This window comes from Streptomyces sp. ASQP_92, from assembly GCF_025399895.1.
GTDB lineage: Bacteria > Actinomycetota > Actinomycetes > Streptomycetales > Streptomycetaceae > Streptomyces.
Map to the genome: position 1 here is coordinate 54,869 of NZ_JAODUA010000010.1, position 12,423 is coordinate 67,291.

Below are 12,423 nucleotides of genomic sequence, written 5' to 3' on the forward strand. Positions count from 1 at the left end.
TGAATGGTGTCAGATCAAAACAGGGGCGTGGGTCCCAGGCCCCGACCCGACCCCGGCCCGGAACCGCCCACTGTACCGGGCCGAGTATCCGGAGGTCCGGCCTCCACTGTGTGGGCTCAGTGGTCGTCTGCGCCCGTGGGTGCGGAAGTGACGAGTTCGGTGAGCACGCCGTGGCAGTCCTTGGGGTGCAGGAAGGTGATCTGCGAGCCCATCGAGCCGGTCCGCGGCTGGTCGTAGAGGACCCGTACGCCCTTGTCGCGGATGGCCTCGGAGTCGGCGGTGACGTCCCCGGTGCCGAAGGCGATGTGGTGGACACCCTCGCCGTTCTTGGCCAGCCACTTGCCGACCGCGGAGTCCTCGCGGGTGGGTTCGAGGAGCTGGAGGTAGGAGGCTCCGCCGTCGGAGGTCTCGTTGATCTTGAGCATGGCCTCGCGCACGCCCTGCTCTTCGTTGACCTCGGTGTGGAACACCTCGAATCCGTAGGTGGCACGGTAGAACTCGACGGTCCTGTCGAGGTCGAAACAGGCGATCCCGATGTGGTCGATTCGCGTCAGCATGCCTCCAGTGCAGCGCTACCAGGGGCGGTTACGCAACGTGCGCGCCATCACACCGGCCGACCGGTGACGTGGGGCAGTACCGCTCAGTACATTCGACGCACTCGAAGTAAACCCTCGTTCACATCTCACCTCCCTAAGGGCCGTGCCTCATGTCTGGAACGACCGGTACCACCTCAGTGATCGTCGCGGGCGCCCGTACGCCCATGGGCCGCCTGCTCGGCTCCCTCAAGTCCTTCTCCGGCGCGGACCTCGGCGGCTTCGCCATCAAGGCGGCACTGGACCGGGCCGGCATCGGGGGCGACCAGGTGCAGTACGTGATCATGGGTCAGGTGCTCACGGGCGGGGCCGGCCAGATCCCCGCCCGCCAGGCCGCGGTCAAGGCCGGCATCCCGATGAACGTGCCCGCGCTCACCATCAACAAGGTCTGCCTGTCGGGCCTGGACGCGATCGCCCTCGCCGACCAGCTGATCCGCGCCGGTGAGTTCGACATCGTGGTCGCCGGCGGCCAGGAGTCCATGACCAACGCCCCGCACGTGCTGCCGAAGTCCCGCGAGGGCTTCAAGTACGGCGCGATCGAGATGCTCGACTCCATGGCGCACGACGGTCTGACCGACCCCTTCGAGTCCATCCCCATGGGTGAGTCGACGGAGAAGCACAACACCCGCCTCGGCATCGCCCGCGCCGAGCAGGACGAGATCGGCGCCCTCTCGCACCAGCGCGCCGCGACCGCGCAGAAGAACGGCATCTTCGAGGCCGAGATCACCCCGGTCGAGATCCCGCAGCGCAAGGGCGGCCCGGTCCTGTTCGCCAAGGACGAGGGCATCCGCCCCGACACCACCGTGGAGACGCTCGGCGGACTGCGTCCGGCCTTCGCCAAGGACGGCACCATCACGGCCGGCACCTCCTCGCAGATCTCGGACGGCGCGGCCGCGGTCGTCGTCATGTCCAAGGCCAAGGCCGAGGAGCTCGGCCTGGAGTGGATCGCCGAGATCGGCGCCCACGGCAACGTGGCGGGCCCGGACAACTCGCTCCAGTCCCAGCCGTCGAACGCGATCAAGCACGCGGTCGGCAAGGAGGGCATCACGGTCGAGGACCTCGACCTGATCGAGATCAACGAGGCCTTCGCGGCGGTCGCCGTGCAGTCGATGAAGGACCTCGGGGTGTCCCCGGAAAAGGTGAACGTCAACGGCGGCGCCATCGCGCTCGGCCACCCCATCGGCATGTCCGGCGCCCGCGTCGTGCTGCACCTGGCCCTCGAACTGAAGCGCCGCGGCGGCGGTGTGGGCGCGGCGGCCCTGTGCGGCGGCGGCGGCCAGGGCGACGCCCTGATCGTGCGCGTCCCGGGTAAGTAGTCCCGGAACGACCCCCTGATCCCTGCGGTGCGTACGCGACTGAACGGAGCGGCAATGGTGGATGTCCCCGAACTGGTGGCCCAGGCCCGAGAAGGCCGGCCCCGGGCCGTCGCCCGGCTGATCTCGCTGGTCGAGGGAGCCTCCCCGCAGCTGCGCGAGGTCATGGCGGCGCTGGCCCCGCTGGCGGGCAACGCGTACGTCGTGGGGCTCACCGGCTCGCCCGGTGTCGGCAAGTCGACCTCCACCTCCGCCCTGGTCTCCGCCTACCGCAGGGCCGGGAAGCGGGTCGGCGTGCTCGCCGTCGACCCGTCCTCGCCCTTCTCGGGCGGGGCCCTGCTCGGCGACCGCGTCCGGATGTCGGACCACGCCTCCGACCCGGGCGTCTACATCCGCTCGATGGCGACCCGGGGCCACCTGGGCGGCCTCGCCTGGGCCGCGCCCCAGGCGATCCGGGTCCTGGACGCGGCGGGCTGCGAGGTGATCCTGGTCGAGACGGTGGGCGTGGGACAGTCCGAGGTGGAGATCGCCTCCCAGGCCGACACCTCGGTGGTGCTGCTCGCGCCCGGCATGGGCGACGGCATCCAGGCGGCCAAGGCCGGCATCCTCGAAATCGGTGACGTGTACGTCGTCAACAAGGCCGACCGGGACGGCGCGGACGCCACCGCCCGCGAGCTCAACCACATGCTGGGCCTGGGCGAATCGCGCGGCCCCGGCGACTGGCGGCCGCCCATCGTCAAGACGGTGGCCGCACGCGGCGAGGGCATCGACGAGGTCCTGGAGGCGCTGGAGAAGCACCACGCGTGGATGGCCGAGCACGGCGTCCTCGCGGAGCGCCGCCGGGCCCGCGCGGCCCGCGAGGTCGAGACCATCGCCGTCACCGCGCTGCGCGAGCGCATCGGCTCCCTGCACGGCGACCGCCGCCTGGACGCGCTGGCCCAGCGCATCGTGGACGGCGAGCTCGACCCGTACGCGGCCGCCGACGAGCTGGTGTCGAGCCTCACCGAGACCGCTTAGCCGCGTTCTCTCAACAGCCCCGGAAAATCCGCTCGTTGGGTGGGTACCGGGGCTGTTGGCGTGCTGGGCATGCTCCTGCTCCGCGCGTAGGTGCCGCCCGTACCCGGGCCGGGGCGTGGGTCAACACCGCGGTGAACGCCGGGAGTTCGGGTGCCGGCGCCGCGGCGGGTCTGCTGGTGGGGAGGCGGCCCGTCGCCCTGTGCTTCGTGCTCGCGGGAGTGCCCGCGCCGTGTTCGGCGTTCGCCGTCAGATCTTTCCGCGGTGTCCGCGCAGATGCTCGGCGACCGGCCCGAGGGACTCGCGCAGATCGGCCAGCGCCTCGCTCGACAGCAGGTCGATGAAGTGGCGCCGGACGGACGCCACATGGTGCGGGGCGACCTTCTCCATGGTGTCCGTGCCCTGCTCGGTCAGGACGGCGTACAGCCCGCGCCGGTCAGACTCGCAGTTCTCGCGCCGGACCAGACCCGCGTTCTCCATGCGGGTGATCTGGTGCGAGAGGCGGCTCTTGGACTGGAGGGTGGCGGCCGCGAGGTCGCTCATCCGCATCCGCTTGTCCGCCGACTCCGAGAGGTTCACCAGGATCTCGTAGTCGTTGTTGGTCAGGCCGAACGGCTGCAGATCCTTCTCCAACTGGTACGTCAGCATCCTGTTGACGTCCAGATAGGTGCGCCAGGCGCACTGCTCGTCGTCGCTCAGCCAGTTCGTGGCCGTCTCGGTCTCCATATGTGGATTCTACCTAAGAAGTTGAATTCTGAACAAAGTCCGGGAGTGTGACGCCCGGCACGTCGGGCGGTCGCGCATGGCGCGCGCACCGCCCGCCCCGAGGGGCTCAGACGTTCGACGTCACACTCCGCAGACTACCGCTCACAGGCCGAAGCGACGCTGGAGGTCACCCAGCTGGCCGGGAAGGCGCGGTCCCGCCGCGGCCTGGCCCGGCCCGCCCTGGCCGCCGCCCGGCACCCCGGGCTCGTTGGCGACCTGCCCGGTCGCCTGCTCCGCCATGAGGACCTCGGTGGACTGGAGCAGCACCGTACCCGCCCCCACGAACTCGAACTGGTGCTCCTCGCCGGACGTTCCGCCGAGCCCGGTGAGTGACCGGATTCCGCCCAGGACGCCCGTCATGTACCCGTGGTCGTAGTGGTGACAGGGGGAGGGGCAGTCCGCCCAGCCGACCAGTGCCTGCGGGTCCACCCGGATCGGCGGCTCCATGAAGACGACCGGACCGTTGGAGGCCGCGACGAACTTGCCGGTGCCGATCAGGGTCAAGAAGCCCGGCACGATCGACTGCTTCAGGGCCAGCGTGGGCTGGTAGGCCAGCAGGTTGCCGGAGCGGATCGTCAGATTGCCGTCGTCCAGGTCGTAGCTGTTGACGTCGAAGGCGCGGTCCGCGAGCAGCATCTTGCCGCTGCCGTCCGCCACCACCCAGTCGCTCGCGTGCAGCGGCGAGTGGAAGCTGGTGCGCAGCAGCCGGTCGAGCCGGCCGTGGCCGATGCCGTTGAACTCGATCCGCCCGTAGTAGGCGATCATCTTGCCCTTCTGCAGGAACCACTGGCTCGATTTGAGCTCCACGCAGAAGGTGTACTTGTTGACGTTGTCGTCGGACGGCAACGAGTGGGGATCGAAGATCACCGGGGCGGTCACAGCTTGTCCTCCGAGGCCTGTACGTACACCGAACCCTGGCCGGACAGTTCGAGCTGGAAGGCCTCGCCGGAGCCCCGGCCCACCATGTCGCGCCAGCCGAGCGCGGTCGAGAGCTTGTTGCGCACGTCGCCGTGGTGGGCGACGTAGGCCTGGGGGTCGACATGGACCGGGCGCTGCGGGGTGATCGGAAGCTCGATCACGCCGCCGTGTGCCATCACCGCGACCGCGCCGTGGCCCTTGAGGGTGGTGGTGAACAGGCCCTGGCCGGTCACCTGGCCGCGCACCATGCCCATCACGCCGCCCTGCGAGCCCATGAACATGGTGCCCTGCTGGAGGGTGCCGTCGAAGGCGAGCAGACGGTCGGCCTCGACGTACAGGGTGTCGCCCTGCAGGTTGATGACCTGGATGTGGTGGCCGCCGTGGCCGAACATCACGGTCCCGCTGCCCTCGACCGTCATCAGCGGGGTCGCCTCGTTGGCCACCCGGCGGCCGATCATCGACATCAAACCGCCCTGGCCGCCCTGGATGTTGGGGGTGAAGGACACCTCGCCCTTGTAGGCGAGCATCGCGCCGCGCTGGCTGAACATCTTCCGGCCGGGCTCCACCGTCGCCTCGACCATCTTCGAGTTGATCTCGCGGAAGGGCATCAGACGTCCCCGCCGATCGTGTTGCGCTCGCTCGGCTGCACGTACACCAGGCCCTCGCCCTCGAACCGGATCTGGAACGCCTCGCCCGAGCCCTCGCCGAGGAAGGTGCGGAAGGTCACCCCGGACTGGAAGTGCTGCTGGAGGTTGCCCTGGTGCGCGATGTACGCGCCGGGGTCGACGGACAGCGGGTACTGGGCGCTGACCCGCAGCACCACGGCAGGCCCGTCCGACATGATCGCGGCCTGCCCGTGGCCCTCGATGGTCGTGGTGAACAGGCCGTTGCCCTGGCTCGCGCCCCGCAGGCCGGTGAAGGTGGTGCCGGTGCGCAGCCCGGCGTCGGTGGCGAGCAGATTGCTCGACTCGACGAAGAGCTTGTCGCCCTGGAGGCTGACGAGGTTGATCTCGCTCGCGCGGTCGGCGAAGTAGCACGTGCCGTGTCCCTTCACCTCCATCACGGTCATCTGTTCGCCGGTGAGGCGGCGGGTCACCATGCCGCGCAGACCCTCACCGCCGCCGGACATCTTCTTGAACGCCATCTGGCCGTCGTAGGCGACCATCGAGCCGTTCTTCGCTTTCACTGCGTCGCCCGTCATGTCGACGGCGAGCACCTTGCTGCCCTGGAGTCGGAACATTGCCACGGCCCGACGTTAGCTGCCGGGGACCCGCCCCGACAGGGGCAAGGGTGCGATGTCAGAATGGGGAACGTTTGTGCATGCGTTCACAAAGATCGCTGCCGAACGATCGCGCCTGACGATCACTGCCGCCCGCCCCTCCCAGCGAAGGTGCCCCGCCCGTGGACCTCAAGACAGCCTCCGCCCTGCATCGACTCCGACTGATCTCGCTCCCCGAGGCCATCTCGTTCCCGATCCTGCTGGTGTGCTCCCTGCTCAAGCGCACCACCTCGTTCGACGGGGTCATGGTGATGGGCATGGTCCACGGCATCCTGTTCACGCTGTACGTGATCTTCTGGCTGGACGCGTGGAACCGCACCAAGTGGTCGGCGAAGACCGGCGTGCTCTACTTCGTGCTCGCGGTGCTGCCCTTCGGCGGCTTCTACGCCGAGCGCAAGATCCGGCGCGAGCTGGACGACGCGGTGATCGCCACCCGCGCCCGCAAGGAAGGCGTGGTCAACGCGTGATCGTCGCCTTCTCGGTCAGTCCGCTCGGCGTCGGTGAGGACGTGGGCGAGTACGTGGCGGACGCGGTCCGGGTGGTGCGCGAGTCGGGTCTGCCCAACCGCACGGACGCCATGTTCACCTCCATCGAGGGGGAGTGGGACGAGGTGATGGACGTCGTGAAGCGTGCGGTGGCCGCCGTCGAGGCCCGCTGCAACCGCGTCTCGCTCGTCCTCAAGGCGGACATCCGCCCCGGCGTCACGGACGGCCTGACGTCCAAGGTCGAGACGGTGGAGCGCCACCTGTCGGCCTGACCGGCCACCCCTGGACGACCGAACGCACCCGAGAGCCCCCGGCCCACCCCGGCCGGGGGCTCTCGCGCGTCCGGAACCCGGCCGCAACCCGCCCGGAACCCGGGCGCGAGGGGCCGCTCCCGGCCACCAAAGCCGTCCACCGTAGAACCGCTCACTCGGAGTACTCCAGTCGACACGCCGGGCTTTCTCCACTTTTGTGGGGATATCACCCCGTGCAAAAACCCTGCTCGACGACAAGCTGGAGGGCACCGTGCGTCCGGAGGGCTATGACTACGACACCCACAGCCGACTGGCCGGACCCCTGACAGAGCCGGGCGCCAAGCCCTACCGGGTCCAGTACCGGAGTCTGCTCTCCCAGGAACCGCACCGCATACGCGCCGTGCTCCTGATGACCCTGGCCCCCATACTCACCGGCCTGCTCCTCGTCTATCTCGTCTGGCCCACCCACTGGGTCGAGCGCGAGGGCGGCGACCGCTGGCTGATCGACCTCGACATCGCGATGCTGGTGTCGATCGCTCTGATCGAGCTCTTCATGGTCGCCAACGTCGCCTCGGTGGCCCACGCCACGCTGGTCGCCCGCGACCCCGTCCCGGTCACCCCCGAAGAGGGCACCCGGGTCGCCTTCCTCACCACGTACGTACCGGGCAAGGAACCCATATCCATGGTGCGGGGAACCCTGGAGGCGGCCGTCCGGCTCACCCACACCGGGCCCCTGGACATCTGGCTCCTGGACGAGGGCGACGACGAACGGGCCAAGGCGCTCTGCGCGGAACTCGGCGTACGCCACTTCACCCGCAAGGGCGTCCCCGAGTGGAACCGCGAGAAGGGCGCCCACAAGGCCCGCACCAAGCACGGCAACTACAACGCGTGGATCGCGATGCACGGCGGCGGCTACGACTTCTTCGCCTCCGTCGACACCGACCACGCCCCGCTCCCCAACTTCCTGGAGCGGATGATGGGTTACTTCCGCGACCCCGACGTCGCCTTCGTCGTCGGACCGCAGGTGTACGGGAACTACGACTCGCCGGTCACCAAGGCAGCCGAGTCCCAGCAGTTCCTCTTCCACGCGCTGATCCAGCGGGCCGGCAACCGCTACCGCGCCCCGATGTTCGTCGGCACCAACAACGTGGTGCGGATCGCGGCCCTGCGCCAGATCGGCGGCCTGTACGACTCGATCACCGAGGACATGGCCACCGGCTTCGAACTGCACCGGCACAAGAACCCGAGGACAGGACACCACTGGCGCTCCGTGTACACCCCGGACGTGCTGGCCGTCGGCGAGGGCCCGGCCTCCTGGACCGACTTCTTCACCCAGCAGATGCGCTGGTCGCGCGGCACCTACGAGACGCTGTTCAAGCAGTACTGGAAGGCACCCTTCACCATGCCGCCCGGCCGGCTGCTCTCGTACACCCTGATGCTCGTGTACTACCCCATGACGGCCGTCAACTGGCTTCTGGGGATCGTGAGTTGCGTCCTCTTCCTCTGGTTCGGAGCCTCCGGCACCGAGGTCACCGCCTCCGTCTGGCTGATGCTCTACAGCGACGCGGCCGCCCTCCAGATCGGCCTGTACCTGTGGAACCGGCGGCACAACGTCTCGCCCCACGAACCCGAGGGCTCGGGCGGCCTCGCGGGCATGGGCATGTCGGCGCTCTCGGCGCCCATCTACCTCAAGTCGCTCGGCTCGGCCCTGCTGCGCACCCGCGGCCGGTTCGTCGTCACGCCCAAGGGCGGCCAGGCCAGCCCCGACCGGCTGTGGACCTTCCGGATCCATCTGTTCTGGGCGGCCGTGCTCGCCTGCTCGCTGGTCGCCTCCGTGCGCTACGGCCACACCCACGCCGCGATGCGCACCTGGGCCGTGCTCGCCCTGTGCATCGCGCTGGCCCCGGCGGCCATCTGGGCCTGGACCGCGGTGCGCGCACGCGCGGCGACCCGCGGCACGGTGAAGCCCGCCGCCCCGCAGCCCAAGGCGACCGGTGAGGCGGAACCCGCCGTCGCCACGACGACAGGAGGGAACTGAGCCATGCCCTTCCGGCCCTCGAAGAGGACGAAGAAGACCCTGCTGGGCGGCGGCGCCGTCGTGGTCCTCGCGGGGCTCAACGCACCCGCGGCCGTCTCCTTCGCCACCGCGCAGTACCACGCCTACGAGATCGCCCAGCCCGAGTACATGCGCCAGTACGGCGCCTGGCACGGCGTCGACATCCCCAAGGAGTACCGCACCAACGCCATCCACGCGGCGCTGCTGCACACCGGCAAGGTGCTCATCATCGCGGGCTCCGGCAACAAGCAGACCCATTTCGACGCGGGCACCTTCGACACCGTGCTGTGGAACCCGAAGGACAACTCCTTCAAGAAGATCCCCACCCCCGAGGACTTTTTCTGCGGCGGCCACGCCCAGCTCCCGGACGGCAAGCTCCTGGTGGCGGGCGGAACGGCCCGCTACGAGGTCCTGGACGGCGAGGTGAAGCGGGCCGGCGGCGGCATGCGGGTCAAGAACGAGGACCCCAACAAGCCCGTCACCCTCAAGAAGGGCACCAGATTCCGCTCGCCCTCGGGCGTGGAGTACGTCTCGAAGTTCGACGTCACCGTGCCCCGCGCCAAGCGCGAGTTCGAGATCTCGTACTACGCGTCCGGGCAGATGAAGCCGTGGAAGACCAAGACCACCGCCGCCGAGGCGCGGGTCTTCGTCGAAGCGGTCGACGAGGGCCCCCAGTCGGTCGCCACCGACCAGGCGCAGTACGAGGTCGAGGGCCTGACCGGCAAGGACGCCGACAACGTGTACGGGCTCGCCGAGAAGATCACCCTGGAGAAGCAGGACTACCAGGGGATCCGGGCGGCGTACGAGTTCGACCCGAAGGCCGAGAAGTACATACCCGTGACCCCCATGAAGGAGGCCCGCTGGTACCCGACGCTCACCACCCTCCAGGACGGCAGGGTGCTCGCCGTCTCCGGCCTCGACGACGTGGGCGCCATCATCCAGGGCGACAACGAGATCTACGACCCGAAGTCGAAGAAGTGGTCCAAGGGTCCCTTCCGCTACTTCCCGACCTACCCCTCGCTGTTCCTCACCAAGGGCGGAAAGCTCTTCTACTCGGGCGCGAACGCCGGGTACGGGCCCGCCGACAAGGGCCGCGAGCCGGGCCTGTGGGACGTCGAGAAGAACACCTTCACCAAGATCGGCGGCCTGAGCGCCGCGGACCAGCTGGAGACGGCCAGTTCGCTGCTGCTGCCACCCGCGCAGGACCAGCGCTTCATGCTCCTGGGCGGCGGCGGCGTCGGCGAGTCCAAGAAGGCCACACCGCGCACCGCCGTGGTGGACCTGAAGCAGAACAACCCCGCGTTCACCTCGGGCCCCGAACTCCCGCAGGGCACCCGCTACTTGAACAGTGTGCTCATGCCGGACGACTCGGTCTTCACCACCGGCGGCTCCTCCGACTACCGGGGCCGGGGCGGCTCCAACCTCCTCAGCGCCCAGTTCTACGACCCGAAGGCGAACGCCTTCCGCGAGGCGGCCGACCCCACCATCGGACGCAACTACCACTCCGAGGCGCTGCTGCTGCCCGACGGCCGGGTCGCCACCTTCGGCTCCGACTCGCTCTTCGGCGACCGGGACAACACCAAACCCGGCAAGTTCGAGCAGCGCATGGAGATCTACACGCCGCCCTACCTCTACCGCGACAAGGACAAGCGCCCCGCGCTCGGCGACGGCCCCGAGGCCGCGGCCGCCGACGGTCGCGCGACCTTCAAGACCGACCACCCCGAGCGCGTCGTCAAGGCGCGGCTGATGCGGCCGAGCGCGGTCACGCACACCACCGACGTCGAGCAGCGCTCGATCGAACTGGGCCTGACCAAGGACAAGAGCTCGGTCACCATCACCGTCCCCAAGGACCACGCCCTGGTCCCGCCCGGCTGGTACATGGTCTTCGTCTCCGACGCCGAGAACACCCCGTCCGAGGCGAAGTGGCTGCGGGTGGACTGAGCCCTCAGGGCCGCGCGCGCCGGGCGAGCCCGAGCGCGTACTCCGGCCACCAGGTTCCGGCGGACGGGCCCCCGCGGCAGGGCCCGTCCGAGTCGCCCGGCCGCTTGATCCACAGATACGCGTCGACGAGCGGATCCCCGGTGCTCACCGACGGCGGGGCTCCGAGCGAGCGGCCCGGGGGATTGCACCAGGCCTGGTCGCGGTCGTCGAGCAGCGGGCCCTCGCCGTTGCGGCTGGTGTCCATGACGAAGTGCTTGCCGCCCAGACCCTGGGAGACCTTCGCCCCGTACGCCCGTACCGCCGCGTTGGTCTGGAAGTTGGAGACGTTCAGCGCGAACCCGTCGGCCTGCTCGACGCCGGCCCGCCGCAGCGGCTCGACGAGGCTGTGGGGATCGGGGATCCAGGACGGGTTCCCGGCGTCGAGATAGACCTTGGTGCGCGGCAGCCTCTTGAGGCGCTCGATCGCCTCGCCGAGCAGCTGATAGCGCTCGTCGTGATGCTCGGGTGTCGTGCACCCGTCGACCACGTGGGCGACCGCGTCGGGCTCCAGGACCACGAGCGCCGGTGCGTCGCCGATCGCCTCGGCGAACATCCCGAACCAGGCGCGGTAGCCCTCGGCGCCGTTCGCCCCGCCCGCCGAGTACTTGCCGCAGTCGCGGTGCGGAATGTCGTACGCCACGAACAGCGAGGTCCGCTTCTCCTTGACCGCGCCCTCGACGGCCTTGCGGATCCCGGGCCGCGGGTCGTCCCCGGACGGCCAGATGGCCACCGGCCGCTCGGCGATCCGCCGGAGCACCTGCGCGTCGGCGGTACGGCCCTGGCCCTGCCAGAGCTTGATCTGCCGGGCGGCGTCGCTCTCCGGGTCGACCCAGAAGGGGGCGCCCGGCGCGGGCGCGGGCGCGGATCCGGCCGGGGCCGAGCCCCGCACCACGGAGCCCTCGCCGGGGCCCGCACCGGACGAGCAGCCCGCGACGGCGGTGACCAGCAGGGCGGTGAGCGGAACGGCGGCGAGGAGCGTTCGGTACCGGGACATCGGGCCCCTTCGGGGTCGCGAGAGCAGGACGCAACCGGCCAAGCCTCACATATCCCCCGCTCCGCGCCGGGGAACGCCGTGCCGGGCGGCACCCGCCGATCACGCGGCCGCCGGCGCCGGGGTACCGAACTTCGAGACGGGGCTGACCGGCATGTGACCAGTGGGTAAGGTCGACGGGTGCCCAAGCCGCTCAGCCTGCCCTTCGACCCCATCGCCCGAGCCGACGAACTCTGGCAGCAGCGCTGGGGACCCGTGCCCTCGATGGGGGCGATCACCTCGATCATGCGGGCACACCAGATCCTGCTGGCCGAGGTCGACGCGGTGGTCAAGCCGTACGGGCTCACCTTCGCGCGGTACGAGGCGCTGGTGCTGCTCACCTTCTCCAAGGAGGGGGAGCTGCCGATGTCCAAGATCGGCGAGCGGCTGATGGTCCACCCGACCTCGGTCACCAACACGGTCGACCGCCTCGTGAAGTCGGGCCTCGTCGACAAGCGCCCCAACCCGAACGACGGCCGCGGCACGCTGGCGTCCATCACGGACAAGGGGCGCGAGGTGGTGGAGCGGGCCACGCGGGATCTGATGGCGATGGAGTTCGGGCTCGGCGTCTACGACGCGGAGGAGTGCGGGGAGATTTTCGCGATGCTGCGGCCGCTGAGGGTGGCGGCGAACGACTTCGAGGACTAGCCCTCGCGCTCCCGACCCCCTTTTTGGCCGCGGACCGTGCGGAGTTGCTCGCGCAGTTCCCCGCGCCCCTGAAACCCTCTTCGGCCTGCGG

Annotated in this window: 13 protein-coding genes; 7 read left to right on the plus strand and 6 right to left on the minus strand. The window is 69.8% G+C overall.

The window, feature by feature from the left end:
- Positions 1–116 precede the first annotated feature (116 nt).
- Positions 117–557, minus strand: coding sequence for a methylmalonyl-CoA epimerase (gene mce, locus N4G70_RS21490; protein ID WP_261714305.1), 441 nt, complete (start codon positions 555–557; stop codon positions 117–119).
- A gap of 149 nt (positions 558–706) precedes the next feature.
- Between mce and N4G70_RS21495 the strand changes: the two genes are divergently transcribed.
- Together N4G70_RS21495 and meaB are read left to right on the plus strand one after the other, a co-directional pair.
- Positions 707–1,909, plus strand: a complete 1,203-nt coding sequence (locus N4G70_RS21495) for an acetyl-CoA C-acetyltransferase (protein ID WP_261714306.1) — start codon at positions 707–709, stop codon at positions 1,907–1,909.
- A 54-nt stretch (positions 1,910–1,963) separates the two neighbouring features.
- Complete coding sequence (meaB, locus tag N4G70_RS21500) at positions 1,964–2,923, plus strand: methylmalonyl Co-A mutase-associated GTPase MeaB (protein ID WP_261714307.1); 960 nt, start codon at positions 1,964–1,966, stop codon at positions 2,921–2,923.
- Positions 2,924–3,169: 246 nt separating this feature from the next.
- On the opposite strand, the gene N4G70_RS21510 is transcribed toward meaB, so the two are convergent.
- From N4G70_RS21510 to N4G70_RS21525, 4 genes are all read right to left on the minus strand, one after another.
- On the minus strand, positions 3,170–3,646 hold the full coding sequence (locus tag N4G70_RS21510) for a MarR family winged helix-turn-helix transcriptional regulator (RefSeq protein ID WP_261714308.1): 477 nt from the start codon (positions 3,644–3,646) through the stop codon (positions 3,170–3,172).
- Positions 3,647–3,787: 141 nt separating this feature from the next.
- Positions 3,788–4,564, minus strand: a complete 777-nt coding sequence (locus N4G70_RS21515; RefSeq protein WP_261714309.1) for an AIM24 family protein — start codon at positions 4,562–4,564, stop codon at positions 3,788–3,790.
- A complete protein-coding gene (locus N4G70_RS21520) occupies positions 4,561–5,211 on the minus strand; it encodes an AIM24 family protein (RefSeq protein ID WP_261714310.1) in 651 nt (216 codons plus the stop codon). The genes N4G70_RS21515 and N4G70_RS21520 overlap by 4 nt, the downstream gene beginning before the upstream one ends.
- Entirely contained in the window at positions 5,211–5,843 is a 633-nt protein-coding gene (locus N4G70_RS21525) for an AIM24 family protein (protein ID WP_261714459.1), read from the minus strand. The genes N4G70_RS21520 and N4G70_RS21525 overlap by 1 nt, the downstream gene beginning before the upstream one ends.
- 161 nt (positions 5,844–6,004) lie before the next feature.
- Between N4G70_RS21525 and N4G70_RS21530 the strand changes: the two genes are divergently transcribed.
- The 4 genes from N4G70_RS21530 to N4G70_RS21545 all read left to right on the plus strand — a co-directional run bounded on the left by N4G70_RS21530 (position 6,005) and on the right by N4G70_RS21545 (position 10,615).
- On the plus strand, positions 6,005–6,349 hold the full coding sequence (locus tag N4G70_RS21530; RefSeq protein ID WP_261714311.1) for a DUF3817 domain-containing protein: 345 nt from the start codon (positions 6,005–6,007) through the stop codon (positions 6,347–6,349).
- Positions 6,346–6,639 (plus strand): MTH1187 family thiamine-binding protein, encoded by a 294-nt coding sequence (locus N4G70_RS21535; protein WP_261714312.1) that lies wholly within the window; start codon positions 6,346–6,348, stop codon positions 6,637–6,639. Before N4G70_RS21530 ends, N4G70_RS21535 begins: the two co-directional genes overlap by 4 nt.
- 250 nt (positions 6,640–6,889) lie before the next feature.
- Complete coding sequence (locus N4G70_RS21540; RefSeq protein ID WP_261714460.1) at positions 6,890–8,656, plus strand: cellulose synthase catalytic subunit; 1,767 nt, start codon at positions 6,890–6,892, stop codon at positions 8,654–8,656.
- A 3-nt stretch (positions 8,657–8,659) separates the two neighbouring features.
- Positions 8,660–10,615 carry a kelch motif-containing protein gene (locus N4G70_RS21545; RefSeq protein WP_261714313.1) on the plus strand — a complete coding sequence of 652 codons (1,956 nt, stop codon included), beginning with the start codon at positions 8,660–8,662 and terminating at the stop codon, positions 10,613–10,615.
- 4 nt (positions 10,616–10,619) lie between these two features.
- Here the strand turns inward: N4G70_RS21545 and N4G70_RS21550 are convergent, their stop codons facing one another.
- Positions 10,620–11,648: a glycoside hydrolase family 6 protein gene (locus N4G70_RS21550; protein WP_261714314.1), complete on the minus strand. Its 1,029-nt coding sequence runs from the start codon at positions 11,646–11,648 to the stop codon at positions 10,620–10,622.
- A gap of 177 nt (positions 11,649–11,825) precedes the next feature.
- Here N4G70_RS21550 and N4G70_RS21555 point away from each other — a divergent pair, with 177 nt between their 5' ends.
- On the plus strand, positions 11,826–12,332 hold the full coding sequence (locus tag N4G70_RS21555) for a MarR family winged helix-turn-helix transcriptional regulator (RefSeq protein ID WP_261714315.1): 507 nt from the start codon (positions 11,826–11,828) through the stop codon (positions 12,330–12,332).
- Positions 12,333–12,423: the final 91 nt, after the last annotated feature.

Bases quoted from the DNA above. Each gene is read 5' to 3' on its own strand.
- N4G70_RS21520 (WP_261714310.1), bottom strand. From the start codon at position 5,211: ATGCCCTTCCGCGAGATCAACTCGAAGATGGTCGAGGCGACGGTGGAG.
- N4G70_RS21510 (WP_261714308.1), bottom strand. From the start codon at position 3,646: ATGGAGACCGAGACGGCCACGAACTGGCTGAGCGACGACGAGCAGTGC.
- meaB (WP_261714307.1), top strand. From the start codon at position 1,964: ATGGTGGATGTCCCCGAACTGGTGGCCCAGGCCCGAGAAGGCCGGCCC.
- N4G70_RS21545 (WP_261714313.1), top strand. From the start codon at position 8,660: ATGCCCTTCCGGCCCTCGAAGAGGACGAAGAAGACCCTGCTGGGCGGC.
- N4G70_RS21550 (WP_261714314.1), bottom strand. From the start codon at position 11,648: ATGTCCCGGTACCGAACGCTCCTCGCCGCCGTTCCGCTCACCGCCCTG.
- N4G70_RS21525 (WP_261714459.1), bottom strand. From the start codon at position 5,843: ATGTTCCGACTCCAGGGCAGCAAGGTGCTCGCCGTCGACATGACGGGC.
- N4G70_RS21495 (WP_261714306.1), top strand. From the start codon at position 707: ATGTCTGGAACGACCGGTACCACCTCAGTGATCGTCGCGGGCGCCCGT.
- mce (WP_261714305.1), bottom strand. From the start codon at position 557: ATGCTGACGCGAATCGACCACATCGGGATCGCCTGTTTCGACCTCGAC.